We start from the raw sequence: 26,569 nt of genomic DNA on the forward strand, positions 1-26,569 counted from the left end.
AAATCAGAACGAAACGCCACCTTCACCGACCAGCTTCTCCAACGCCCAGATCAGGACGAAGTCGATCAGCACGATCAGCACGGCGAACGAGAAAACGGTGGGGTCGAGCGAGGAGACGGTGCGGCTGTACATCCAGATCGGCACGGTCATGACGTCGATGTTGTAAAGGAAATAGGTCACCGTGAACTCGTTGAACGAGACGATGAAGGCCAGCAACATCCCGGCGAGAATCCCCGATTTCATCAACGGCACCACGACATCGACGATGGCGCGGGTGGGCGACGCGCCGAGCATCCGGGCAGCCTCTTCCACTTCGCTGCCGATGGTCATCATCGACGCCGTGCAGTTCTTGATCACGAACGGCAGCGCGAGAATCACGTGGGCAATCACCAGCCGCGAGGTGCTCAGGTGGAACGGCAAACTGTCGAACACCAGCAGCAACGCCAGCCCCAGGACCACCATCGGGAACACCAGCGGCAGCGACATCAGTTGCAGCGCGAAAGCCTTGCCGCGGAACTCGCAGCGCGTCAGCGCGTAAGACGCGGGCACGGCGATCAACGTGGCGAAGACCATCGTCAGGCACGCGACCATCAGGCTCGTGGTCATGGCTTTGCCCAGACTGAGCACATCGCTTTCGTCCGGGGAAACGAAGGTCTGCCACGCCGCTTTGTACCACTGCAGGCTGTAGCTGCTCGGCGGGAAATCGAGGTTGGCCGAGCCGCTGAACGACATGACGATCATGGTCAGGATCGGGGTGACCGCCAGGAACAGAATCACCGCCGACACAATGGCTGCGAAGCGTCCGGTTTCGCCGGGCAACAGGGGCTGCGAACGGCGTATTTTCTTGCTCATTGCGAAGCCTCCAGCATGCGCCGACGGCGACCGGTGACGAATTCGGAAAGGGTCATGATCGCCAGCGTCGTGATGATCAGCACGACGCCCGCCGCCGACGCCGCAGGCCAGTTCATCAGCGGGGCTATCTGGTCGTGCACCATCACCGCCAGCATCGGCACGCGACGGCCGCCCAGCAGCAATGGCACGACGAAACTGCTGGCGTTGTAGGCAAACACCAGCGTGGCGCCGGTGATGATGCCCGGCAGACTCATGGGCAGGATCACCTGGCGAAACACCTGAAAGCGACTGGCGCCCAGCGTGGCGGCGGCCTCTTCATAGCTTCGCGAAATGCCACGCATGGCACTCGCAATTGGCAGTACTGCCAGTGGGAAAGCGGTTTGCACCAGGCCCATCAGCACGCCGTTCTGGTTGTACAGCATCATGATCGGCCGAGTGATCAGCCCCATTCCTTTCAATGCCTGATTGAGCATGCCGGCCGGACCCAGAATCACCAACCAGCCATAACTTTGCAGCAGCAGGTTGACCAGCAGCGGCAACAGGACAGCCGCGAGAAAAACCCGTCTGACCAAGGGCGACTTGAGCCGCGCCATGGTGTAGCCGACCGGGATCGCGAGAATGACGGCAATCACCGCGCTGATCAGGGCCAGTCGCAAGGTCAGCAGCAGGGACTTCAAATAATAGGGTTCGAACAGTTGCGCATAACTGTCGAGGCTGAACCCGCTCCACTCTGCCCCTTTGGTGCCGACGCTCATGCGCAGGACCAAGAGGCTGGCGACGATCAGTACGGCGAGGAACAGCATCGACGGCGTGAGGAACAACCATGCGCGAGCGGTGGCCGAGAATGGCCGGTTTCGACGCGGTTTGGCTGCGTCTTCCTGGCGCGTTATAGGTGGGTTTTGCATGTTTTTGATCTCGGGTTTAGCGGTGAGTCACAAATGCATCGTTTGCCTGTTGTGGCCCTTTCGTGAGCAAGCTCACTCCCACAGGGTCCGGGATACATCAGAAACCGGGCTCGTTCCCAGTAATGCTGCGCCGTCGCAATCAACACAGACAGGTCAAGAAACGCTGCACCGTGGCGGTCCACACAGACAGGTCAAGCACCGGCGTCCCTGTGGGAGTGAGCTTGCTCACGAAGACGTCGGGCCGGACACTGCAACCGTGTCAGACCCGACTCAACCAACAGGCATCAGGACGAGAAAATCTCGGTGTAACGACGAATCCACTGGTCATGCACGGTCGCCAGGAAGGCGTTGTCGTGCATGATCGCCTTATCGGCGATCTGCTCAGGCGTTAGGATGTACGGGCTCTTGCGCGCTTCGGCGGAGATCACGGCCTTGGCGTTGACCGGGCCGTTATAAATGTCTTCCGCCATCTTGCCCTGCACCACCGGGTCCAGTGAGTGGTCCAGAAAGGCGTAGGCCAGGTCGGTATCGCCCGGCCGATTCTTCGGCATCACCGATTGCATCAGGTCGGTGTAAAACCCTTCCTTCATGCCAAAGGTGGCGCCCAGACCGTAGTTCGGGTCGCGAATCTGTTTCGGGAAGAACGCCGGCGCGTACAGTCCGCCCATGTCCAGCGAACCGGTGCGGAACAATTCGGCGATCTGGTTCGGGTTCTCACCCAGGGTCACGACGCGGTCTTTCAACTCGGCGAGTTTCTTGAAGCCTGGCTCGATGTTGTGCTCGTCACCGCCCGCCAGTTTCGCGGCAATGATGATCAGGTCCATTGCCTCGGTCCAGTTGGGCGGCGGCAGGAAGATATTCGGCGCCATGTCCTTGTCCCACAGCGCAGCGTAGCTGTCCGGGGCTTCTTTCACGGTGCGGGTGCTGTACACCAGGCTGTTGCACCAGAGCAGGTAACCGATGCCGTGCCCATTGGCGCCGGTGCGGTATTTCTCAGGCACATCAACGATGTTGGGAATGCGGTTCAGGTCCGGTTTTTCCAGAAGACCGGCCGCCGCCAGACCTTCGGCGCCGACGCCTGCCAGGGTAATGATGTCGTACTGGGGACGATCGCCACCGGCCTTGAGTTTGGCGACCATTTCCGAGGTGCTGCCGGTGCGGTCGGCAATCACCTTGGCGCCGGTTTTGGCTTCGAATGTCGCCGCGATATTGCGCAGGGCGGCAAGCCCCGTGTCATCCGACCAGGTCAGCAAACGCAGGGTCTTGCCCTGGAATTTGCCATCACTGGCGCTCGCCCGGATAAAGGGCATGGACATGGCCGCCGCGCCCACGGATGCGACGCCCACTGCCTTGATGAATTGCCGTCTATTCAGATCATGTTTGCCCACGTCGGACTCCATTGTTTTTCTGTCGCATGGTTGAGGGAATTTGCACCGCAGCGCGCAAGCCGACTTCTCTATAAGCCCCGGATGGCGGGGCATTCAGCAAGTCAGCGGGGTCATCCTGCGGCGACGCAGGTCCCTCAACAATCGAAAGTTTTTCATTGGAGCCATGTGCTCGACGCATGCCTTACGGGGAGGCATGCGTGAACTGTTTTCGACCGGCTCAGACGGCGCGAACGACGTGTTTTATTTCCTGAAACGCCTGCATGCCCCAAGGCCCCAACTCGCGGCCCAGACTGCTCTGCTTGTAGCCGCCCCACGCCGTTTGAGGAAAGATCACCTGTGGCGCATTGATCCACACAAGCCCCGCCTGCAGGGCGTTGGCGACGCGTTCAGTGGTCGCGGCATCACGACCGACCACGCTTGCCACCAACCCGAACTGACTGTCGTTGGCCAGAGCAATCGCTTCGGCTTCCGAGCTGAAGCCCCGAACGCAGACCACCGGGCCAAAAATCTCTTCGCGCCACAGTGCACTGTCCAGGGGCACGTGGCTGAACACTGCAGGCTGCAAAAAATACCCGCGAGGCTGATCGGCAGGACGTTTCCCGCCGCACAACAGGCGCGCGCCCGAGTCCTTGCCGGCCTCGATGTGGGCCATCACGCGTTGGTACTGTGCCTGGTTGACCAACGGCCCCATCTCGGCGCCGTCGTCTTGAGGGCCGGCGACCTTGATCGATCTGGCCTTGGCGACGATGCGCTCCAGAAACGGTTCCAGCAGTTCGTTCGCCACCAGTACGCGGCTGGTCGCCGAGCACATCTGCCCGGCATTGAAGAAGCCGCCGCCACTCGCCAGCTCCACCGCCAGATCCAGATCGGCATCGGCCAACACCAGAAGAGACGACTTGCCGCCCAGCTCAAGACTGACGCCTTTCACGGTTTCCGCCGCGCGCTGCATCACCTGAACCCCCACCGCATTGCTGCCAGTGAACGAGACTTTGGCGATGCCGGGATGGCCCGACATCGGCGCGCCGACGGCCAGACCCGTGCCGCAGACGACGTTGAACACGCCGGTCGGCAAACCGCTCGCGGCAATGATCTGCGCCAGTTCCAGCTCGGCCAGCGGCGTCACTTCCGAAGGTTTCAGGACCACGCAGCACCCGGCCGCCAGCGCAGGCGCCAGCTTCCAGGCGGTGGTCACCATCGGAAAATTCCATGGCACGATCAGCCCGACCACGCCGCACGGCTCACGGCGCAGGCGCGCGGTGAATTCATCGCTCGGTAGCTCGACCGCACGGTTTTGTTGACCATCGGAGGCTTCGGCCAATTCAGCGTAATAGTTGAACGTGCCGATCACATCGTCGACATCGATGGCCGCCTCGAAGCCCGGCTTGCCGTTGTTGCTCGATTGCAACTCGATCAGCCGCTCGCGACGCGCCGCCACACCATTGGCGATCTTGCGCAGGATCATCGCCCGCGCCGCGCCGGTGGTTTTCGACCATGCGCCAAAGGCCTCGCGCGCAACCTGCACGGCATCCTCCACCGCGCCGGCATCGCCGCCGGTGACGATCGCCAGACGCTCCTCGGTCGACGGGTTGATCACTGTCAGTTGCTCGCCACCGGCGCGCCAATGACCGTCGATGTACACACCTGCCAATACCGGGCTCAACACAGTTGCCTCACTCACGATGCTTTCAGTCCATTCATCCAGCGACGCTGGTCAATTTCGATAACGGTCGGGCCCTGACGGTCGTTCGCCGCATTCAGTGCCGCTTTTAACTGCGTGACGCCGCTGACGGCCTCGGCCGCACAACCCAAGGCTTTGGCGACGCCGATGAAATCAGGGGTGTAAATGTCCACGCCCACCGGCTCGATGGCGCGATTGACCATGTACTTCTTGATCTCTTCGTAACCCTGGTTATTCCACAGCAGCACAATGATCGGCGTGCGCGCTTCGACAGCGCTTGCCAGCTCGGACAGGGTGAATTGCAGGCCGCCGTCGCCGATCAGGCAGGCAACCGGGTTGCGCTCGCCGGCATCCTGACTGCCAAGCCAGGCACCCACCGCCGCGGGTAAGGCATAACCCAGCGTGCCGTAGCCGGTGGACGAGTTGAACCAGCGGCGCGGCTTATCCAGGTCCAGTGTCAGGTTCCCGGTGTAGACCGGCTGGGTAGAGTCGCCCACGATCACCACATCGGGCAGCACCTCCAGGACGGTTTGCAGGAACAGCGTCTGCCCGCGAGTGGCTTCATCCCACGAAGCCGTCAGCGTCTCTTTCAGTGCGGCCGCGCGTTTGTGGCCCCAGTCGTTCTGACGCTCGGCCAGCGTTTCTTCGTTCAAGGCAGCCACCAACGCCTCGGCTGCGGTCTGGGCATCGGACACCAACGCGACCTTGGGCGGGAAGTTGCGCACCGTCTGGTCCGGGTCGATATCGATACGCAGCAGCGTGCCGGGGATCTTGAAGTGCCCCTGGAACGTGATGTCGTAATCGGTTTCGGCGAGTTCAGTGCCGATCGCCAACACCACGTCGGCGCCTTCGACGATTTCGCGGGTCGGGTCCAGTGACTGAGTCGAACCGATCAGCAATGGATGACTCGCCGGCAGCATGCCCTTGGCGTTGATCGTCAGCGCAACGGGCGCGTCGAGCTTTTCTGCCAACTGAGTGAGTGCGCCGGCCGCATGAATGGCGCCACCGCCGGCCAGAATCAACGGACGTTTGGCGCTGGCCAACAACCCGGCCATTTGCTTGATCGCAGCGGGCGACGGGCCGGCCGGGGTGATGGACACCGGCTGGCTGTCCAGCAGGTCATCCGCGTTCTCGACCAGCACGTCCAGCGGAATTTCGATGTGCACAGGCCGTGGGCGACCGGCCTGGAACAACGCAAACGCGCGGGCCAGCACCGACGGCAACTCGGCGGCCGACATCAAGGTGTGGGAGAACGCCGCGACGCCCGCCACCAGCGCGCTCTGCGACGGCAGCTCATGCAGCTTGCCGCGTCCACCGCCCAGCTGGTTACGCGATTGCACGCTGGAAATCACCAGCATCGGGATGGAATCGGCGTAGGCCTGCCCCATCGCCGTGGTGATGTTGGTCATCCCGGGGCCGGTGATGATGAAGCAGACGCCCGGCTTGCCACTGGTGCGCGCGTAACCGTCGGCCATGAACCCCGCGCCTTGCTCGTGACGCGGAGTGACGTGATTGATCGAGGAGCTCGCAAGGCCGCGATACAGCTCCACCGTATGCACGCCGGGAATGCCGAACACCTGCTCGACACCGTATCCCTCGAGTAACTTGACCAACACTTCGCCGCACGTCGCCATTTGTCTGGACCTTATAGTCGTTCTGAAAACAGGATTCGAAGCTGCCCGCGAGGCTCAAACCAGGCGTAGCAGATGTAGGGTAATTGGAACCGTGCGGACATATCGGTGACAACGCAAAAAATGTCATGCTTAGGCATGTTCTCCACTCATGCCTGCGCAACCGATGAAACGCCTGCCTCCCCTGCCCGCCCTGCACACCTTCCTGATTACGGCTCAGTGCTGCAATTTCACGCGTGCCGCAGAGCTGTTGCACATCACGCAGGGCGCGGTCAGTCGGCAGATTTCGGGGCTGGAAAGTCACTTGGGCTATAGCCTTTTTCAGCGTCAGGCACGGGGCCTGAGCCTGACCGCGCAAGGCCGCGAACTGTTTCCGCGCATCCAGCAAGTGTTCGCGCTGATTGACGAGGCGGTCGATCAGGTCGGCGTCAAACGCGAGGCGCTGCAACTCAAGGCACCCACCTGCATGATGCGATGGCTGCTGCCCCGCCTGTTGCAGTGGCAAAAGGAACGCCCGGATGTGCCCGTGGAGCTGACCACGACTGTGCAGCACGCGGTGGACTTCCGTCGCGAGGAGTTCGACGCCGCCGTGGTGTATGGCGCTCGCCCCGACGGGTCGATGCAGGTCCATCACATTTTTGACGAACAACTCACGCCGGTCTGTTCTCAATCACTCCTGGACGGCCCGACGCCGCTGGGCCAGTTAAGCGATCTGGAGCAGCACATGTTGCTGCACCCGACCCGCGATCAGCGTGACTGGGAACAGTGGCTCAAGGCAGCAGGCACTACCCTGAGCAACATCAGCAAGGGTCAGCATTTCGACACGCTCGATCTGGCGATGACCGTCGCGTCTCAGGGTTCGGGCGTGGCGATTGGCGACTGGGCGCTGATTGGCGAAGACTTGAGCGCCGGGCGGCTGGTGATGCCGTTCGACCTGCGGGTAAAAACAGGTCAGGCGTATTACTTCGTTTACCCGAACCGCGCCGGGTCTTCACCGCAATTGCAGGAACTGCTGGATTGGTTGCTGGACCAGGCCGCTCAACGCGAGGGGCAGTGATCACCTTCGTACGAGATCACGTCGCGATATTTGACGGCGATAAACCTTCCAGCGCCTGGTCGCTGATAAAAACATTCAATCCCTGTCGCTGAGCCATCATCGCGATACCGACCTACACTTACCTTGTCCGACAAACAAACATTTTTGTAACCGGATCGAGGCAAATGTCATGAAAACCACAATAAAAAGACAATGCGTGTACGTAGTCGCTGTTCTGGCGGTGCTCAGCATCTATGCGGCAGGCGCCTATCGAATAGAACAGCTGCGGCAACAACCGCGCATGGCGGTCGTCTGCACCATTGGGCACTGCGTGCCATCGGATGCCACCTTCAGCGCGTTACGCTGATCGCATTCGCAGGTGCCGGCGTCGAGTGAATCGATAAAGCCAGCTATCGATTAGCTAGCTAACGGACTAGACTGAGCAAAAATTCCCGCTGCGGTATCCGGCGGGTCAACCTGCCAGTTCGAGTCCCTTTCGTGACCAGCCTCAATCAAACTCGTCCGGACATTCGCAGCATTCTGGTTGCGCTGATGATGGCCGTCTTTCTCAGCGCGCTGGACCAGACCATCGTCGCCGTCTCGATGCCCGCCATTTCCGCTCAATTCAAGGATTTCGACCTGCTGGCCTGGGTGATCTCGGCCTATATGGTCGCGCTTACCGTGGCCGTACCCATCTACGGCAAGCTGGGTGATCTTTACGGCCGTCGACGCCTGATGCTGTTCGGCCTGGGGACCTTCACCCTCGCCTCCCTCTTCTGCGCGATGGCTCAGAGCATGGAGCAACTGGTGCTGGCGCGCGTGCTGCAGGGCATCGGCGCAGGCGGCATGGTCTCGGTCAGCCAGGCAATTATCGGTGACATCGTCCCGCCACGCGAACGTGGCCGGTATCAGGGTTACTTCAGCGGGATGTACGCGGCGGCGAGCGTTGCAGGCCCGGTGCTGGGGGGTTTCATGACCGAATACCTCTCCTGGCGCTGGGTGTTCATCATCAACCTGCCGCTGGGTTTCGTGGCCTGGTGGATTGCACGTCAAACCCTGATCGGCCTGCCGGTTCCGCAGCGCAAGCCTGTTATCGATTACCTGGGCACGGTGCTGATGATCATCGGTCTCACGGCCTTGCTGCTGGGCATCACTGAAATCGGTCAGGGTCACAGCTGGCGCGATGATCATGTGCTGATTCAGCTGGGCGTGGCGATGCTCGCGCTGGTGGTTTTCGTGCTGTACGAACGCCGGACCCGCGAGCCCCTGCTGCCCATGCACCTGTTCGCCAACCGCAGCGCCGTGTTGTGCTGGTGCACGATTTTCTTCACCAGCTTTCAGGCCATCTCGCTGATCGTGCTATTGCCGCTGCGTTTCCAGACCGTGACGGGCGGCGGCGCAGACAGTGCGGCTTTGCACTTGATGCCCCTCGCGATCGGCATGCCGATGGGCGCCTACTTTGGCGGGCGTCGGACGTCGCTCACCGGTCGCTACAAGCCGATCATTCTGACCGGTGCGGCGCTGATGCCTTTGGCGATTCTGGGCATCGCCTTCACACCGCCGCAGTCGGTGATCCTCACCGGGTTTTTCATGGTGCTCACGGGCATCGCCAGCGGGCTGCAATTTCCCACGTCGCTGGTCGGCACTCAGAACTCGGTGGACATGAAAGACATGGGCGTTGCCACCAGCACCACCAATCTTTTCCGTTCACTGGGCGGAGCCGTGGGCGTAGCGAGCATGTCGGCGCTGTTGTTGGCGATGTTGACGACGTCCGGCCTGGGCCACCTCAGTGGTGGCGCGATCGGTGAAGGCAGTTCGGGCAATCTGTTGATGGACAGCCTGCACGCCGCCAGCGGCCCGGCGCTGGAATTGCTTCGTGGCCAACTGTCGATGACCTTCCAGCATCTGCTGATGACCAGCGCCGCCGTTTCCGTCCTCGGCCTGGCAGCGGCGTTGGCAATGCCCAACAACCTCTTGCGCGGGCGGGAAGACAGGGATCGGTGACGTTGTTTGCCGCCTACAAGGTAGGCGGCAAATTCACTGACTCAACCGTTGTAGTACCCCACCGCCACCAGAAACTCGCCCACTTTGCGCATGTACGCGTGTTTGTGTTCGACCTTGCCGGTTACCGGGTTGCGCCAGCGGTACTCGTATTCACCCTCCGGCTGTTTCTTGATCATCTCGAGCATTGGCAGGCCGACCGGTTTGCCTTCCGGGTCCTTGATCTTGCTGAAGTCGGTGTTGACCAGACGCAGGTTAGTGCCGTGCGCGACATAGCGTTTGGTGTCGACATTGACCACGAACACGTAGAGATCATCCTGCAAAAAGCCGCCTTTGAGGTTGTTGATCGCCTCGAGGGTTCCGTCCTGATCCTGCTCCAGCGCCTTGGACGCTTTGTCCAGCAACGCCCTCGCCTGTTCCGGTGATGCCCGAGGCAGGTAATAACCGACGGCCAGCACACGGTCACCGACGCGCTGAAAATACACACGCTTGCGTTCGATCTTGCCGTCGTTCTGGTTCTTCCAGCGGTACTCGGCCTGCTGAATTCCGGCGCTTTCCGGCGTTTTCAGGACGTCCTTGAAGCCCTTCTGGAGCTCGGGGTCGAGGACCGAAGAGACGTCCCGGCCAATCAACACCACCGACGGTCCGCCACTGGCGAGCATGACCCCGTTGGTGTCGGTGACAAAGACATAGCGCTCGCCGTCGACGTACTCGCCCTGACGGCTGAACTCGGCCAGCGCTTTGTCACCGACTTGACGGTAATGCGCCACGGCTTTTTCCAGCAGTGCCTTCGCCGCCGCAGCCTCTTGAGCCTCGTCCCCTGCCGCCCAAAGTTGTCCTACACACAACCAGGCCAGCACAAAGAGCACGCTTTTTTTCCACGCCCCACACCCCGAAACGACCGACATCGCGCTTACCCCGTTTTTATTGATCTGGCTGCAAGCTTAGTCGGGGGATGGCAATAAGGAAGTATTCGGCAATTCGATGCTTGCACCTGCAGCAGCGCACTTGCCCGCGATGCGTTGGTTCAGCCGCCATCCCTTCACCCGGGCCACCCCAGGCTCACGCAGCAATCACCTTGCACCCGGTCGCTTCCTGAATCTGCTCGAAGGTCACTCCCGAGGCGAGTTCAACCAGCTGCAAGCCCTGCTCGGTGATGTCCAGCACGCCCAGGTCAGTGATGATCCGGTCCACCACACCGACGCCGGTCAACGGCAGGTCGCATTGCTCCAGCAGCTTATGGGTCCCGCCTTTGGCCGTATGTTCCATCAAGACCACGACGCGCTTGACACCTGCCACCAGATCCATCGCGCCGCCCATCCCCTTGACCATCTTGCCGGGGATCATCCAGTTCGCCAGGTCACCGGTTTGCGACACCTGCATGGCGCCCAGGATCGACAGGTTGATGTGACCGCCACGAATCATCGCAAACGAATCGGCGCTGTTGAAAAAGCTGCTGCCAGGCAACGTGGTGATCGTTTGCTTGCCCGCGTTGATAAGGTCCGGGTCGACCTCGTTTTCCCTCGGAAACGGGCCGATGCCGAGCAAGCCGTTTTCACTCTGCAGCCAGACGTCCATGCCGTCGGGAATGTAATTGGCGACCAGCGTCGGAAGACCGATGCCGAGGTTGACGTAGAAACCGTCCTGCAACTCCTGCGCAGCACGATGCGCCATTTCTTCACGTGTCCAGGCCATGTCAGGCGCTCCTCACGGTGCGTTGTTCGATGCGTTTTTCCGACGCGGCGTTAAGCACCAGACGTTTCACATAAATGCCCGGCAAATGAATCTGGTCAGGGTCCAGCGCGCCGGTCTCGACGATTTCCTCCACCTCGACCACGCAGACTTTCGCCGCCATGGCGGCCAGCGGGTTGAAGTTGCGCGCGGTTTTGTTGAACAGCAGGTTGCCCGATGTGTCGGCCTTCCAGGCCTTGACCAGCGCGACGTCGGCGCGCAGCGAGCGCTCCATCACGTACCACTCGCCGTCGAATTCTCGGGTTTCCTTGCCTTCGGCCACCAACGTTCCATACCCCGTTCGGGTGAAGAACGCCGGAATACCCGCCCCGCCAGCGCGAAGCTTCTCGGCCAGCGTCCCTTGCGGGGTGAATTCCAGTTCCAGCTCGCCTGCGAGGTACTGACGCTCGAACTCCTTGTTCTCGCCCACGTACGACGAAATCATTTTGCGAATCTGACGGGTCGCCAGCAGTTGCCCCAAGCCGAAACCATCGACGCCCGCGTTGTTGCTGATCACAGTCAGGTCGCGCTTGCCGGTGTCGCGTAATGCAGCAATCAACGCCTCAGGAATACCGCACAGACCAAAACCGCCAACGGCCAGAGTCATGCCGTCCTCGACGAGCCCCTGCAAGGCGGCGTCGGCGGTGGAAAAGAGTTTGTTCAATGGTTGATCCTCGAAAGTCGCCGCTGTTGGCAACAGGGCCAACAGCGACAGGCATACTCTCGTCGCACACCCCGGAATACGCTGGGAGGTCTGCGCACCCATGCGCCACACCGTTGCAACACGCAGCGCGATTTGAGTGTAGAGGACCCTCGCAGAGGTGCCCGATGAATGGGCGCGATGGGCAAGATCTGGCGCCCACGGACCGGCCGCCTGTCGCGTTGCTGAATGCGCCAGGGGATTTAGGTAAAGGCTGGGTAAACCGTCTGTTCAATCCGCTTGAACGTATGTATAGATGCAGGCTAAGCGCCACAAGGTTATAGTCGGTTCTCTGGAGAGCACGATCCGTGCGGCTTTCAGCCCTTATATAAAAGCAGTACGTCTAACGCGCGCAAAGAAAGTATTTCAAACGCGGGGATCGCCAGATCCTGTGGACGAGTCGCGCAAGGCGGGGCTGTAACGGAGCATATCCAGGACGGTATCAACCAGGCGTTCAGCGTCATGGAACAGCGGAAAGCTGTCGGGCACCAGCAACCACTGTCCGAGAATGCCGTGAATATACGCATGCAGGCAAATGGCCCCTCGCTGAGGGTTCAGATCTGCGGGTAGCTGCCCTTGGCGAGAAGCGTTGCTCAAGGCCAGGGCAATCCGTTCGTTGGCATCGAGCCAGACGAATTGACGCTGACGCCGCATGTCACACATTTCATCGGTGAATTCGAATTTATGAAACAGAATTTCATTGATGCGGCGGGTTTTCGGGTCCATTGCAACTTGCTGAAACAAATGAACCAGAAGCTTACGCGTCCAGCCCAGCGGATCCAGTTCATCCGCACTTTCACTGGCTCGGGCCATTTCTTCCAGCGGCTCATGCAGGCTGTCCAGCATCGCCTGCACCAGATCGGCCTTGTTGCTGAAGTGCCAATAGATCGCTCCACGGGTCACGCCCGCCAGGGCTGCGATATCCGCCAGGGTCGTGCGAGCCACGCCACGCTCGAAAAACGCTTGCTCGGCAGCTTCAAGAATCTGCCTGCGGGTTTCCTGAGCTTCTTCTTTCGTGCGTCGGACCATGGCAGTAAAACCTCAATGAAAATGCTTCAGGCTCTCGGCTCGAGTGGCCTGAACAGCATGCCGGACGGCCTTTGTAATGCCTTGTCCCGGACCTACAATCGATCCCCTTGCTGCGTTCGTGTGTCGCAGTCATGGGTGTTTACAAACAACCGTGAACGTAAGTATATTCATTAGCTTGCTACTTATCCAGCCGGAAGACTTTTTACGCCCATTTCACTTCTCATGAGCTCAGGCTCCTGACCCGAGGATCTTCATGCAATTCAAGCCAGCTGTTACCGTACTGGTCACTGCCGTCGCCCTGGCATCGCTGCTCAGCGGATGCAGTAAAAAGGAAGAAGCGGCCGCGGCACCACCGCCTCCTCAGGTCGGCGTCGTCACTCTGAAAACGCAGGCCTACACCCTGACCACCGAGTTGCCGGGCCGGACCACTGCGTTCCGGGTCGCTGAAGTTCGTCCGCAGGTCAACGGGATCATCCTCAAGCGTCTATTCACCGAAGGTGCTGACGTCAAAGCAGGCCAGCAGCTGTACCAGATCGATCCGTCGATCTATCAGGCGAATCTGGACAGCGCCAAGGCGACCTATCAGTCGGCCAATTCGCTGGCCAACCGCTATAAGCAGCTGATCAACGAGCAAGCCGTCAGCCGTCAGGAATACGACACCGCTGTCGGCTCCGCACGGGAAGCCCAGGCCGCCGTACAGACTGCCGAAATCAATGTGCGCTACACCAAGGTTTATGCACCGATCTCCGGCCGTATCGGTCGTTCGTCGGTGACCGAGGGCGCATTGGTCAGCAGTGCCCAGGCAGACGCCATGGCAACCATTCAGCAGCTTGATCCAATCTACGTCGACGTCACGCAGTCTTCGGTCGACATGCTCAAACTGCGTCGTGAACTGGAAAGCGGTCAGTTGCAGAAAGCGGGCGACAACGCGGCGAAGGTCAAATTGGTGCTGGAAGACGGTAGTGTTTATCCGATAGACGGCAAACTTGAGTTCTCGGAAGTGTCAGTTGACGAGACCACAGGCTCGGTGACACTGCGCGCCGTGTTCCAAAACCCGGACCACACGTTGCTGCCGGGCATGTTCGTTCATGCACGCCTGCAGGCCGGTGTTGCAGCCAACGCAATTCTGGTGCCTCAGCAAGGCATTACCCGAGATCTTAAAGGCACGCCGACTGCGCTGATCGTCAACCAGGACAACAAGGTTGAAAGCCGCACGCTGGTTGCCAACCGCACCATCGGCAGCGACTGGCTCGTCGAGAAAGGCTTGAACGCTGGCGATCGTGTGATCACCGAAGGTCTGCAGTATGTGAAACCGGGTGCGCAGGTGAAAGTCGCCGAAGCCACCAACGTCAAGGCAGCCAACCCGGCCACTGCCCCGGCGACTGATCCAGCCGCAGGCAGTAAAGGGGAGTAATTCATGTCGAAATTTTTTATCGACCGGCCCATTTTCGCGTGGGTAATCGCCCTCGTGATCATGCTGGTGGGGACGCTCTCGATCCTCAAGCTGCCGATCAACCAATACCCCGCCATCGCTCCGCCGGCCATCGCGATTCAGGTCACCTACCCGGGTGCGAACGCGCAAACCGTGCAGGACACCGTGGTTCAGGTGATCGAGCAACAGCTCAATGGTATCGACAACCTGCGATATGTCGCCTCGGAAAGTAACTCCGACGGCAGCATGACCATCACCGCGACGTTCAACCAGGGCACCAACCCGGACATCGCGCAGGTTCAGGTCCAGAACAAGCTCAACCTGGCGACCCCACTGCTGCCCCAAGAAGTGCAGCAGCAAGGTATCCGTGTCACCAAGGCGGTTAAAAACTTCCTGATGGTTGTGGGTCTGGTGTCGGAAGACGGCAGCATGGCCAAGGAAGACTTGTCCAACTACATCGTATCGAACATGCAGGACCCGATCTCCCGTACCTCCGGTGTGGGCGACTTCCAGGTGTTCGGTGCGCAGTATGCGATGCGTATCTGGCTCGATCCGGCCAAGCTGAATAACTTTCAGCTGACGCCCGTCGATGTGAAAACCGCAATCAGTGCCCAGAACGTACAGGTTTCCTCCGGCCAACTCGGTGGCCTGCCTGCGCTCAAGGGTCAGCAACTGAACGCGACCATCATCGGCAAGACCCGTCTGCAAACTGCCGAGCAGTTCGGCAATATCCTGCTCAAGGTCAATCAGGACGGTTCGCAAGTTCGTGTGAAGGACGTTGGTACAGTCGGTCTGGGCGGCGAGAACTACAGCATCGACGCGCAGTTCAACGGCAAACCGGCTTCCGGTCTTGCGATCAAGCTGGCAACCGGTGCGAACGCACTGGACACCGCCAAGGCGATCCGCGCGACCATTTCGCAACTGGAACCCTTCTTCCCGCCAGGCATGAAAGTCGTCTACCCGTACGACACCACGCCGGTGGTGACCGAGTCGATCTCCGGGGTTGTTCACACCCTCGGTGAAGCAATCGTGCTGGTCTTCCTGGTGATGTACCTGTTCCTGCAGAACTTCCGCGCAACTGTCATCACGACACTGACGGTTCCGGTGGTATTGCTGGGTACCTTCGGCATCCTCGCCGCAGCGGGTTTCACCATCAACACCCTGACCATGTTCGGCATGATTCTGGCCATCGGCTTGCTGGTGGACGATGCCATCGTGGTGGTGGAAAACGTCGAACGGGTGATGGCGGAAGACAAGCTGTCCCCGCGTGAGGCCACCATCAAGTCCATGGAGCAGATCCAGGGTGCACTGGTCGGTATTGCACTCGTTCTCTCGGCGGTACTGCTGCCGATGGCTTTCTTCGGCGGCTCCACCGGTGTGATTTACCGGCAGTTCTCGATCACCATTGTCTCGGCCATGGCCCTGTCGGTGCTGGTTGCGCTGATCTTCACCCCTGCCTTGTGCTCGACCATGCTCAAGCCCATTGACCATGAAAAACACGGGCAACCGAAACGTGGATTCTTTGGCTGGTTCAACCGCACGTTCGACCGCAGCGTACTGAGCTACGAGCGCGGCGTCGGGAACATGATCAAGCACAAGATCCCGGCTTATCTGGTTTACCTGCTGATCATCTGCGGCACCGTCTGGATGTTCACACGCATCCCGAGCGCGTTCCTGCCGGAAGAAGACCAGGGCGTTATCTTTGCCCAGGTTCAGACGCCGCCCGGCTCCACAGCCGAACGCACCCAAGTGGTGATCGACAACATGCGCAAATACCTGCTGGAGCAAGAGTCCAGTGCGGTTAACTCGGTGTTCACGGTCAACGGGTTCAACTTCGCGGGTCGCGGCCAGAGCTCGGGTCTTGCGTTCATCATGCTCAAACCGTGGGAAGACCGTGACGCGTCCAACAGCGTGTTCGAGCTTGCCAAGCGTGCTCAGCAGCATTTCTTTGGATTCCGCGATGCGATGACATTCGCCGTCGTACCGCCTGCCGTACTGGAACTGGGTAACGCCACCGGTTTCGACGTGTACCTCCAGGATCAGGGCGGTGTGGGCCACGCCAAGCTGATGGAAGCGCGTAACCAACTGCTCGGCATGGCAGCACAAAGCAAGATACTGGCGGGCGTGCGGCCCAACGGTCTGAACGATGAGCCGCAGTATCAGTTGGTCATCGATGACGAGCGTGCCCAGGCACTGGGTGTCAGCCTCTCGGACATCAACACCACACTCTCGGTGGCGTTCGGTGGTAACTACGTCAACGACTTCATCGACCGCGGCCGGGTTAAAAAGGTGTACGTGCAGGGTCAACCCAACGCGCGGATGAAGCCTGAAGACCTGAAGAAATGGTACGTGCGCAACACCGCAGGGGAGATGGTGCCGTTTGCCTCGTTCGCCACCGGCGAGTGGGTGTTCGGTTCGCCAAAACTGTCGCGCTATAACGGTGTTCCGGCCGAGGAAGTACTGGGTACTCCGGCGCCAGGCTACAGCACCGGTGAGGCGATGGCCGAGGTCGAGCAACTGGCCAAGAAACTGCCTGCAGGCATCGGCATCTCGTGGACAGGTCTGTCTTACGAGGAGCGTCTGTCCGGTTCTCAGGCCCCAGCGCTGTATGCGCTGTCGATTCTGGTGGTCTTCCTCTGCCTTGCGGCCCTGTATGAAAGCTGGTCGATTCCGATCGCGGTCATTCTGGTTATCCCGCTGGGCGTGATCGGTGCACTGATGGCAACCAGTCTGCGGGGCCTGTCCAACGACGTGTTCTTCCAGGTGGGCTTGCTGGTAACCGTGGGTCTGGCGGCGAAAAACGCCATTCTTATCGTCGAGTTCGCCAAGGAACTCCATGAGCAGGGCAAAGGTCTGGTTGAAGCGACCATCGAGGCATGCCGGATGCGTCTGCGGCCAATCGTCATGACGTCGATGGCGTTCATCCTCGGCGTAGTGCCCCTGGCGATTTCCTCGGGTGCAGGTGCAGGCAGCCAACATTCGATCGGTACTGGCGTGATCGGCGGTATGATCACCGCCGTGATCCTGGCGATCTTCTGGGTACCTCTGTTCTTCGTTTCGGTATCCTCGCTGTTCAAGAGCAAACAGAAACACACCCCACACGATGAGGCTGGCCAATGAGCAAGTCCCTGATCTCTCTGGCAGTTACCGCGTTCATTCTTAGCGGCTGCTCGTTGATCCCCGATTACAAGCAGCCTGCAGCACCAGTGGCCGCCCAGTACCCGCAAGGTCCGGCGTATTCGCCGGCCGATGCGCCCAACCAGGCCGCTGCCGAGCAAGGCTGGCGTCAGTTCTTCCATGACCCGGCCCTGCAACAGTTGATTCAGACGGCGCTGGTGAACAACCGCGACCTGCGTGTCGCGGCCCTGAACATCGACGCGTATCGGGCGCAGTACCGCATCCAGCGTGCGGACCTGTACCCGGCCGTGAGCGCGGATGCCACCGGCACGCGTCAACGCGTACCGGGGGATCTTTCGCAAACCGGCCAGGCAGGCATCACCAGTCAGTATTCGGTGGGTCTGGGTGTCAGTGCTTATGAACTGGACCTGTTCGGTCGCGTGCGCAGCCTGAGCGAGCAAGCCCTCGAAACTTACTTTGCCAGCGAAGAAGCTCGTCGCAGCACGCAGATCAGCCTGGTGGCCAACGTCGCCAACGCTTACCTGACCTGGCAGGCGGACAAGGAATTGCTCAAGCTGACTCAAGACACTCTGGGTGCGTTTGAAGAAAGCCTGCGCCTGACCTCCCGCAGCAACGAAGTCGGCGTGGCGTCGGCCCTGGATCTGGCGCAGTCGCGCACCTCGGTGGAAAGCGCCCGCGTCAAGCTGGCTCAATACCAGCGTCTGGTCGCTCAGGACGAGAACAACCTCGTCCTGCTGCTGGGCACCGGATTGCCAGCCAACTTGCCGGCCCCGCAACCGTTGAGCGCTGACATGCTCAACGAGATGCCGGCCGGTCTGCCTTCCGAGCTGCTGCAACGTCGTCCGGATATCCTCCAGGCCGAACACAGCCTGAAAGCCGCCAACGCCAACATCGGTGCCGCCCGCGCCGCGTTCTTCCCGAGCATCAGCCTGACGGCCAGTGCAGGTACGGCGAGTGGCGACCTGAGCGGTCTGTTCAAAGGCGGTTCGGGCACCTGGCTGTTCACGCCGAAGATCAATCTGCCGATCTTCAACGCGGGTAGCCTGCGAGCCAGTCTGGATTACTCCAAGATCCAGAAGGACATTGGCATCGCCAACTACGAGAAGGCGATTCAGACAGGGTTCCAGGAAGTCTCCGACGGTCTGGCCGCGCGCAAGACCTTCACCGATCAGCTCAAGGCGCAGAACGACTTCGTGGCTGCCAACCAGGACTACTACCGTCTGGCTGAGCGCCGTTACCGCATCGGGATCGACAGCAACCTGACCTTCCTCGACGCGCAGCGTCAGTTGTTCAGTGCGCAGCAGTCGTTGATCACGGATCGTCTGTCGCAGTTGTCCAGCGAGGTGAATCTGTACCGCGCGCTGGGCGGCGGTTGGTATGAGCAGACCCAGAACGGCCAGAAACAGCCGACTTCGGGTGATGTGCCGGCCATGCGGATGTTCTGATTTTTTGCTTCATGAGAAAACCCACCGTTTGGTGGGTTTTTTTATGGGCTTTTTTAGCGGTTGGATCGTGCGGATATTGGCCAGGGCAAGCGCGCTCCTGCAGTGCGGCGTGCGGACGATTGATGCACGGATCAAGATGCAATGAGCCTTCCAGGATCGTTCCAACGCTCTGCGTGGGAATGCCTGCCAGGACGCTCTGCGTCCACGTGACGCAGAGCGTCAGCCGCTGCGTTACCACACGGAGCGTGGGAACGATCAAAAAAGCATCGGATGACGTAACTCTTGTAGGAGCGTGGCTTGTCCCGCGATCTACCGCGCAGCGGTAGCGAATCCAGGAGACTGGATAATGCCTGACACTCCGCGTGCTTAAGACTTGCTGCCGGTCCCCGGCAGATCGCGGGACCAGCCACGCTCCTACAGTTAAGAATGCAGCGCAGAGGATTGATGCAACAATCAAGGAAGCGATGAGCGTTCGGTCGTACCTGATACACCGCATGCATCGGATTTGCTGCCGGTTCCCGGCAGATCGTCCGAGTGCGGCCCCACGGAGCGTCGTCGGAGTGCGGGTACCCGACGAAGTCGGGCCTAGCCGGGAGCAGACACTTGGTTACTTGGTGTCTTTTCAAGTAACTCGCCTAAGGCGGAACGCTTCTGCCGTTAGGCAGAACCACTGCCAGTGTCACCCAAGACAATGGATCTGCACACGACGCTAAATCCGATTCATCCCAACAAAAACTCCGTCACCCTCCACGTAAACGTCTCCCCCAACTCAACACTCGACAGATGCGCCGCGTAGTAATCAGACAACTGCGAACCATGGATATGATTCTGCAAATAATGCCCGTCAGCCACCGTCGTCACCGCATCATGACTGCCACAGATAATCAGCGTATCCACCGTAATAGACCCAAGCTGCTTACGAAAATCAGCATCACGCACCGCCGCACAACACGCCGCATAGCCCAGCGGAGAAGTGTTGGCCAGCACGTCCGTCACCGGCGTGACCTTATCCGCGTGATCGCGGGCAAACTCCGGCGTGAACCAACGCCCTACCGCACCGGCGCCCAATTCCTTCATCGCCTGAGCACCACCCTTCTCCACCATCTCGATCCGCGGCCCCCACATTTCAGGACCGCCGATCTTCGCGGCGGTGTTACACAGGACCAGCTTATCCAGACGATCATTGGCATGAATGCCCAGCCACTGACCGATCAGCCCGCCCATCGACAGCCCACAGAAATGCGCGCGTTTGACCTTCAGGGCATCAAGCAGCGCCAGCACGTCGCGCCCTAGCCGCTCAATCGTGTAAGGGCCGTGAGTGACAAGAGACCTGCCATGGCCACGGGTGTCATAACGCACCACCCGAAAGGACTTCTTGAATGCGTCGATCTGCGCGTCCCACATGTGCAGATCGGTGCCCAGCGAGTTGGACAGCACCAGCACCGGAGCGCCAGCGGGTCCCTCGACCTCGTAATACATTTCACCGTCTTCAAGTTGTACGAATGCCATAGCAGCTCCTTTTTATCGAGCACTTGCGAGAAAATCATTGAGGAGTATGGATGACGCGCGCCTGATCGCAGGCGCGCGCGGATGAATCAGTGGTCTTCGTGCAGGTATACCGGCTTCTTCGGCAGACGCAGGCTGAAGAGGAAGGCAATCGCCATCATGGCCGTCACGTACCAGTAGAAGATGTTTTCCGACCCCATGTTCTTGAAGCTCAGTGCCACGAACTCCGCCGAACCGCCGAAGATGGCGTTGGCAACGGCGTACGCCAGGCCCACGCCCAATGCACGGACATGCACCGGGAACATTTCGGCTTTGACCAGGCCGCTGATCGAGGTGTAGAAGCTGACGATCGCCAGCGCCAGGGTGATCAGGACGAACGCCAGGACCGGACTGGTGGTGGTTTTCAGGGTCATCAGCAACGGCACGGTGCAGATCGTGCCCAGCGCACCGAACCACAGCATCGACGCACGACGACCGATCTTGTCCGCCAATGCGCCGAACACCGGCTGCATGCACATGTACAGGAACAGCGCGCCGGTCATGATGTAGCTGGCGACCTTGGGGTCCATGTGAACGGTGTTCACCAGGTATTTCTGCATGTACGTGGTAAAGGTGTAGAAAATCAGCGAGCCGCCGGCGGTGTAACCCAGCACGGTAATGAACGCGGCTTTGTGGTCACGGAACAGCGCGGCGATGCTGCCCGCGTCCTTGTCCTGACGCACGTCGGCAGTGGTGGTCTCTTTCAGCGAGCGACGCAGCAACAGCGAGATGACGGCAGCCACGGCGCCGACCACGAATGGAATCCGCCAGCCGTAGGCTTTCAGCTCATCGGCATTGAGAAACTGTTGCAGGATGACCACGGTCAGGACTGCCAGCAATTGACCGCCAATCAGCGTCACGTACTGGAAGGACGCGAAGAAACCACGCTGCCCCCGCAGCGCGACCTCACTCATGTACGTCGCCGTGGTGCCGTATTCGCCCCCGACCGACAGGCCCTGAAACAGGCGCGCGACCAGCAGCAGAAATGGCGCCCAGGCACCGATTGAGGCGTAGGTCGGCAAGCAGGCGATCACCAGCGAACCGGCGCACATCATAAGGACCGAAATCATCATTGAGTTTTTGCGGCCATGCTTGTCGGCGACGCGGCCAAACAGCCAGCCACCGATAGGACGCATCAGGAAGCCCGCCGCGAATACGCCTGCGGTGTTGAGCAGTTGCACGGTCGGGTCGTCAGACGGGAAGAAGGCCGGTGCGAAATAGATGGCGCAGAAGGCGTAGACATAGAAGTCGAACCATTCCACGAGGTTGCCTGAAGAGGCGCCCACAATCGCAAAAATCCGTTTGCTCCTTTCTTCTCCGGTGTAGTGAGTCGTTGTCATTATTGTTTCCCCAGTTTTTATAAGTACCAGCCCGTTCGAGCCTTCAACGGCCAGTCTACGACATAGTCTGCAACACTTGGACTTAAGCAGTAACACTTCGACATCACAAGGACAACCACCCAAGCCATCGAGTTGCCTGTTCGTGGAGGCAGCCGATGGCTCGGGTAGTTGGACTCGTCAGGTGTCGCTTATCGTTCTATTACCAAGGCCAGACCCTGTCCCACGCCGACGCACATGGTGACCAATCCCTTGCTGCCGCCGGTTTTCTCCAATTGATGCAACGCTGTCAGCACCAGGCGCGCCCCGCTCATGCCCAACGGGTGGCCTAGGGAAATGGCACCACCGTTCGGGTTGACCTTGGGCGAGTCGTCGGCGATGCCGAGTTCACGCATGACCGCCAGGCCTTGGCTGGCGAAGGCTTCGTTGAGTTCAATGACGTCAAAATCTAAAACGGCCAGGCCCAGACGCTCGACCAGCTTGCGCACCGCCGGAACCGGACCGATGCCCATGACGCGGGGCAAGACGCCCGCACTGGCCATGCCCAAGACACGGGCGCGTGGGGTCAGGCCGTGTTTTTTGACCGCCTCGGCTGATGCCAGGATCAGCGCAACAGCGCCGTCGTTCAGACCGGCCGCGTTACCGGCAGTCACGGTCTTGCCGGCACCATTGACCGGCTTCAATTTGGCCAACCCTTCCAAACTGGTGTCCGCACGCGGATGTTCATCCTGATCGACGATGGTTTCGCCTTTCTTGTGAGCAATCCGCACCGGCACGATTTCTTCGGCAAAGAACCCCGAAGCCTGCGCGGCGGCGGTCCGTTGCTGACTGCGCAGCGCGAAAGCGTCCTGATCTTCTCGGGACACCTTGAAGTCCTCGGCGACGTTGTCGCCGGTCTGCGGCATGGTTTCGACGCCGTACTGGTCTTTCATCTGCGGGTTGACGAAGCGCCAGCCCAGAGTGGTGTCTTCCAGCTTCTGACCGCGACCGAAGGCCGTGTCAGCCTTACCCATCACGAACGGCGCACGGGACATCGACTCGACGCCACCGGCTATCGCCAGCTCCATTTCGCCACAGGCGATGGCGCGGAAGGCGGTGCCCACTGCGTCCAGGCCAGACGCGCAGAGGCGATTGAGGGTGACGCCGGGGACGGTTTCCGGCAATCCGGCCAGCAACGCCGCCATGCGCGCGACGTTACGGTTGTCCTCGCCCGCCTGATTCGCGCAACCGAGGAACACTTCGTCGACCTCGTTCCAGTTCACCGATGGATTGCGCTCCATCAAGGCTTTGATCGGCAGAGCGGCCAGATCGTCCGCTCGGACGGTCGCCAGCGCGCCGCCGAAGCGGCCGATCGGAGTGCGAATGGCATCGCAGATAAAGACGTCACGCATCATGCTTCTCCCGGCGCCTGGCCATGAGCGGCAGCCGTACGCGCTTCCAGGTCACGCAAGGCGCTCAGCTCGTATTCGCTTGGCTCTTCGGAAACCACTACGTTTTCCGCAAAACGCAATTCCCAACCGGTGGCCGCGATCACTTGCTCGCGGGTCACGCCCGGGTGCAGCGTCGTCACGACAAACTCGTTGGTGCCTGCTTCTGGCTCCATGATGCACAGGTCGGTGATGATGCCGACGGGACCTGCGCCGGGCAGGCCGAGGCGTTTGCGAGAATCGCCGCCTTCGCCATGGCCGACGGAGGTCATGAAGTCCAGCTTGTTAACGAACGCACGGGAAGATTGCTTGAGGATGATCAGCACTTCCTTCGCGGAACCGGCGATCTCCGGCGCACCACCGGCTCCCGGCAAGCGCACTTTCGGGTTGTGGTAATCACCGACCACCGTAGTGTTGATGTTGCCGAAACGGTCGACCTGAGCCGCACCGAGGAAACCCACATCGACGCGGCCGCCTTGCAGCCAGTAACGGAAGATTTCGCTGGTGGACACCACAGTGTCTGCGGTTTCGGCCAGCTCGCCGTCGCCGATGGACAGCGGGAGAACGTCAGGCTTGGCGCCAATCGGACCGGACTCGTAAATCAGCACAACGTCAGGTGACGAAGTCAGGCGCGCCAGGTTGGCAGCCTTGGAAGGCAGCCCGATACCGACGAAGCAGACAGAGCCGTTTTTCAAGCGACGGGCAGCGGCCACGGTCATCATTTCACTGGTGGTGTACGTCATTATTTTGCCTCCGAAGCGCGGGCCAGCTTGCTCTGGAACTCACTGAAGTCGCGGGTGCCGTGGATGTATTCGTCGATCCATGCCGTAAACGCCTCACGGTCACGACCGATCGCGTCCCACGCCTGATAGAAACGGTTGTCGCGCTCGTAATAGCCGTGAGCGTAAGAAGGGTGTGCCCCACCCGGTACGACGCAGACCGCGCTAAGGGCCCAGGTCGGCAGTACGCAGGCGTTCATTGGGGCTTTGAGGTCATCGACGATTTCCTCAACGGTAACAATGCAACGCTTGGCCGACAGCGCCGCTTCTTTCTGCACGCCGAGAATGCCCCACAGCAGCACGTTGCCTTTGCGGTCCGCTTTCTGCGCGTGGATCACGGTGACGTCAGGACGCACTGCGGGCACGGCGGCCAGCACTTCGCCGGTGAACGGACAGGTCACCGACTTGATCAGTGGGTTGACCTTCGGCAGGTCAGAGCCGGCGTAAGCGCGCAGGACCGCGAACGGCAAGCCCGAAGCACCCGCCACGTAAGCGTTGGCCAGGTCCGCGTGGCTGTGCTCTTCAATTTCCATTGGCTGCGGCCACTGTTTTTCAACGGCATCGCGCAGGCGGTGCAACGAGCCGACACCTGGGTTGCCACCCCACGAAAAGATCAGCTTTTTCGCACAGCCCGAACCGATCAACTGGTCGTAGATCAGGTCCGGCGTCATGCGAACCAGCGTCAGGTCTTTCTTCTTCTGACGAATGATTTCATGACCGGCGGCGGTAGGAATCAGATGGGTGAAGCCTTCCAGCGCAACGGTGTCGCCATCGTTGACGAATTGCTTCACGGCATCGTGCAGGGAAAGAATTTCAGCCATGGGGTGCTCCAGGTTCAAAAATCTCGATCGGTTAACGGCACGTCGAACAGTGCCGGGATGAGATTCAGGTTATGCCTGAGCGTGGAGCCGAACAATCCGATAATCGACTATCCGTTCGATAATCGAACGGAGAGTGAAAACGGCTTAATCAGGTGAATAACTGAGTGCTCAGATCACGGCTTGCATCGAGCATGATCGGCAGAAACTTCTGCTCCAGTTCGTTGCGCGTCACGCGTCCGGCGCTGGTACTGACATTGAGCGCGGCCAACACCTGGCCCGACGCGTCATACACAGGGACGGCGATCGACCGCAGACCCTGCTCCAGCTCCTGATCGACAATGCACCAGCCTTGCTGGCGAACCTGTTGCAGGCACTCAAGCAACGCTTCTGGCGTGCGCAACGTGCGACTGGTTTTGGGCTGCAGGTCAACATGATCCAGGTATTCCTGAAGCGAGACGTCGTCCAGAGCGGCCAGAAGAATCCTGCCCATGGACGTGCAATACGCCGGTAAACGACCGCCCACCGCCAAATCAACGGAAATCAGCCGCTGGGTGGTCGCCGAACGGGCTATATAAAGGATGTCGTCCCCCTCGAGCGTGGCCATGTTGCAGGCTTCGTGCAACTGATTGCTCATGCGGTCCAGGTAAGGCTGGGATGAAACCGCCAGCGGCGTCGACGACAGATACGCGTGGCCCAGGGTCAGCACTTTCGGCAGCAGGGAATACGTGCGGCCGTCGGTCGTGGCGTAGCCCAGCTTGATCAACGTATGAAGGCAGCGGCGCACGGCGGCGCGGGGGATTTCGGTGCGGTGGCTGATCTGCGCGATGGTCAGGTGACGCTTGCGCTCCTGGAATGCCTGAATGACGGCCAGCCCACGCGCCAGCGACGTCATAAAATCCGGATCACCTGTCAGGGCCTGAATACGCTTGGCCGGGGAGGCCACGATCGGCGGGGCCAGCGAGGCAAAGGAATTACGCAGTTGATCGTTCATCTTGATACCGTTCGTCGTGGCCACGCAGGCCTGCATTAGCGCCACTCTCGCCTCTTTTTTCGGAGACATCAAGGGTGATCGGGGCGATTATCGAACCACTGGCCGATAATCGCAATTGACCCGCCGCCCCGTTGCTTATACCTTTCACAGGCCACCATGTGGCTTCTTGGAAATACTGGTCAGGTACCCACTGAGAAGTCCCAGGCACGGCCTTGCTCACCGCAAGGCCGTTTTTGTCTCTGCCTCCATTCCCCGCAAAATCTTCAATGTATGAATCCCGATACATTCACACTGATCGGCTCAATCGAATCAGCATGGAATTACGTCGCCAGAATTCTGTCTCGCCATTCCACGATTTGAATAACAAAGTTCTGACATAAATTTTACCCGCACAAACTTCGGAACCTTCGTACACGAAAAGAGTATTTATCCTCGGATATGAATAGTGGATCGCTCTACAGTTGACTCTTTTGTTCTTCTTGGAGATAGTACGCCGTAATTGACGTTCTATAACGCTACGGCGCGAGGTAACGTCCACCGCCCAATCTGGCGTGGATCCAATCCCCGAGCCGCATGCACTACCCGAGTGCATTGCCCAGCGATAGGCAGGCCAGAAGCCTGGTCGATTAGCCAGCAACGCTGGCAACCCAAAAATGAATGTTGCTACGACAGCTTTGTCGTTCTGGTGCGCGTAGCCGCAGGT

Annotated in this window: 20 protein-coding genes; 5 read left to right on the forward strand and 15 right to left on the reverse strand. The window is 60.1% G+C overall.

Annotated elements, in window-relative coordinates:
* Positions 1-3 precede the first annotated feature (3 nt).
* The 5 genes from ABDX87_RS08120 to ABDX87_RS08140 all read right to left on the reverse strand — a co-directional run bounded on the left by ABDX87_RS08120 (position 4) and on the right by ABDX87_RS08140 (position 6,457).
* Positions 4-852, reverse strand: coding sequence for an ABC transporter permease (locus tag ABDX87_RS08120; protein ID WP_346832416.1), 849 nt, complete (start codon positions 850-852; stop codon positions 4-6).
* Complete coding sequence (locus ABDX87_RS08125) at positions 849-1,757, reverse strand: ABC transporter permease (RefSeq protein ID WP_346832417.1); 909 nt, start codon at positions 1,755-1,757, stop codon at positions 849-851. The genes ABDX87_RS08120 and ABDX87_RS08125 overlap by 4 nt, the downstream gene beginning before the upstream one ends.
* Before the next feature lie 284 nt (positions 1,758-2,041).
* On the reverse strand, positions 2,042-3,145 hold the full coding sequence (locus tag ABDX87_RS08130) for an ABC transporter substrate-binding protein (protein WP_074755791.1): 1,104 nt from the start codon (positions 3,143-3,145) through the stop codon (positions 2,042-2,044).
* A gap of 217 nt (positions 3,146-3,362) precedes the next feature.
* Positions 3,363-4,823: an aldehyde dehydrogenase family protein gene (locus ABDX87_RS08135; RefSeq protein ID WP_346832418.1), complete on the reverse strand. Its 1,461-nt coding sequence runs from the start codon at positions 4,821-4,823 to the stop codon at positions 3,363-3,365.
* On the reverse strand, positions 4,820-6,457 hold the full coding sequence (locus ABDX87_RS08140) for a 5-guanidino-2-oxopentanoate decarboxylase (protein WP_346832419.1): 1,638 nt from the start codon (positions 6,455-6,457) through the stop codon (positions 4,820-4,822). The genes ABDX87_RS08135 and ABDX87_RS08140 overlap by 4 nt, the downstream gene beginning before the upstream one ends.
* Before the next feature lie 163 nt (positions 6,458-6,620).
* Here ABDX87_RS08140 and ABDX87_RS08145 point away from each other — a divergent pair, with 163 nt between their 5' ends.
* Positions 6,621-7,511: a LysR substrate-binding domain-containing protein gene (locus tag ABDX87_RS08145; RefSeq protein WP_346833458.1), complete on the forward strand. Its 891-nt coding sequence runs from the start codon at positions 6,621-6,623 to the stop codon at positions 7,509-7,511.
* A 477-nt stretch (positions 7,512-7,988) separates the two neighbouring features.
* Positions 7,989-9,494: an MDR family MFS transporter gene (locus tag ABDX87_RS08150; protein ID WP_346832420.1), complete on the forward strand. Its 1,506-nt coding sequence runs from the start codon at positions 7,989-7,991 to the stop codon at positions 9,492-9,494.
* Positions 9,495-9,535: 41 nt separating this feature from the next.
* Here the strand turns inward: ABDX87_RS08150 and ABDX87_RS08155 are convergent, their stop codons facing one another.
* From ABDX87_RS08155 to ABDX87_RS08170, 4 genes are all read right to left on the reverse strand, one after another.
* Entirely contained in the window at positions 9,536-10,399 is an 864-nt protein-coding gene (locus tag ABDX87_RS08155) for a cache domain-containing protein (protein WP_431061214.1), read from the reverse strand.
* 154 nt (positions 10,400-10,553) lie between these two features.
* Positions 10,554-11,186: a CoA transferase subunit B gene (locus ABDX87_RS08160; protein ID WP_346832421.1), complete on the reverse strand. Its 633-nt coding sequence runs from the start codon at positions 11,184-11,186 to the stop codon at positions 10,554-10,556.
* 1 nt (position 11,187) lies between these two features.
* Entirely contained in the window at positions 11,188-11,829 is a 642-nt protein-coding gene (locus ABDX87_RS08165) for a CoA transferase subunit A (RefSeq protein ID WP_431061244.1), read from the reverse strand.
* 459 nt (positions 11,830-12,288) lie between these two features.
* A complete protein-coding gene (locus tag ABDX87_RS08170; protein WP_346832423.1) occupies positions 12,289-12,951 on the reverse strand; it encodes a TetR family transcriptional regulator in 663 nt (220 codons plus the stop codon).
* Between the two features lie 253 nt (positions 12,952-13,204).
* Here ABDX87_RS08170 and ABDX87_RS08175 point away from each other — a divergent pair, with 253 nt between their 5' ends.
* From ABDX87_RS08175 to ABDX87_RS08185, 3 genes are read left to right on the forward strand one after another with little or no spacing between them, the layout of a single operon-like run.
* Positions 13,205-14,365 carry an efflux RND transporter periplasmic adaptor subunit gene (locus ABDX87_RS08175; RefSeq protein ID WP_346832424.1) on the forward strand — a complete coding sequence of 387 codons (1,161 nt, stop codon included), beginning with the start codon at positions 13,205-13,207 and terminating at the stop codon, positions 14,363-14,365.
* 3 nt (positions 14,366-14,368) lie between these two features.
* The gene (locus ABDX87_RS08180; protein ID WP_346832425.1) at positions 14,369-17,503 is read left to right on the forward strand and encodes an efflux RND transporter permease subunit; all 3,135 of its coding nucleotides are present in this window, start codon (positions 14,369-14,371) and stop codon (positions 17,501-17,503) included.
* Positions 17,500-18,966, forward strand: a complete 1,467-nt coding sequence (locus ABDX87_RS08185; RefSeq protein ID WP_346832426.1) for an AdeC/AdeK/OprM family multidrug efflux complex outer membrane factor — start codon at positions 17,500-17,502, stop codon at positions 18,964-18,966. Before ABDX87_RS08180 ends, ABDX87_RS08185 begins: the two co-directional genes overlap by 4 nt.
* Before the next feature lie 720 nt (positions 18,967-19,686).
* Here ABDX87_RS08185 and pcaD read toward each other — a convergent pair.
* The 6 genes from pcaD to pcaR form a co-directional block, all read right to left on the reverse strand.
* Entirely contained in the window at positions 19,687-20,475 is a 789-nt protein-coding gene (gene pcaD / locus ABDX87_RS08190) for a 3-oxoadipate enol-lactonase (RefSeq protein WP_346832427.1), read from the reverse strand.
* Positions 20,476-20,561: 86 nt separating this feature from the next.
* Positions 20,562-21,851, reverse strand: a complete 1,290-nt coding sequence (locus tag ABDX87_RS08195; protein ID WP_346832428.1) for an MFS family transporter — start codon at positions 21,849-21,851, stop codon at positions 20,562-20,564.
* A gap of 188 nt (positions 21,852-22,039) precedes the next feature.
* Entirely contained in the window at positions 22,040-23,242 is a 1,203-nt protein-coding gene (gene pcaF / locus ABDX87_RS08200; RefSeq protein ID WP_346832429.1) for a 3-oxoadipyl-CoA thiolase, read from the reverse strand.
* Entirely contained in the window at positions 23,239-24,018 is a 780-nt protein-coding gene (locus ABDX87_RS08205; RefSeq protein ID WP_431061215.1) for a CoA-transferase subunit beta, read from the reverse strand. The genes pcaF and ABDX87_RS08205 overlap by 4 nt, the downstream gene beginning before the upstream one ends.
* A complete protein-coding gene (locus ABDX87_RS08210) occupies positions 24,018-24,875 on the reverse strand; it encodes a CoA transferase subunit A (RefSeq protein WP_346832430.1) in 858 nt (285 codons plus the stop codon). Before ABDX87_RS08210 ends, ABDX87_RS08205 begins: the two co-directional genes overlap by 1 nt.
* Before the next feature lie 148 nt (positions 24,876-25,023).
* Positions 25,024-25,866 (reverse strand): pca regulon transcriptional regulator PcaR, encoded by an 843-nt coding sequence (gene pcaR / locus ABDX87_RS08215; protein ID WP_346833461.1) that lies wholly within the window; start codon positions 25,864-25,866, stop codon positions 25,024-25,026.
* Positions 25,867-26,569 lie beyond the last annotated feature (703 nt).

The sequence above is a fragment of the Pseudomonas abietaniphila genome (assembly GCF_039697315.1).
In the GTDB taxonomy this organism is placed as follows: Bacteria; Pseudomonadota; Gammaproteobacteria; order Pseudomonadales; family Pseudomonadaceae; genus Aquipseudomonas; species Aquipseudomonas abietaniphila_B.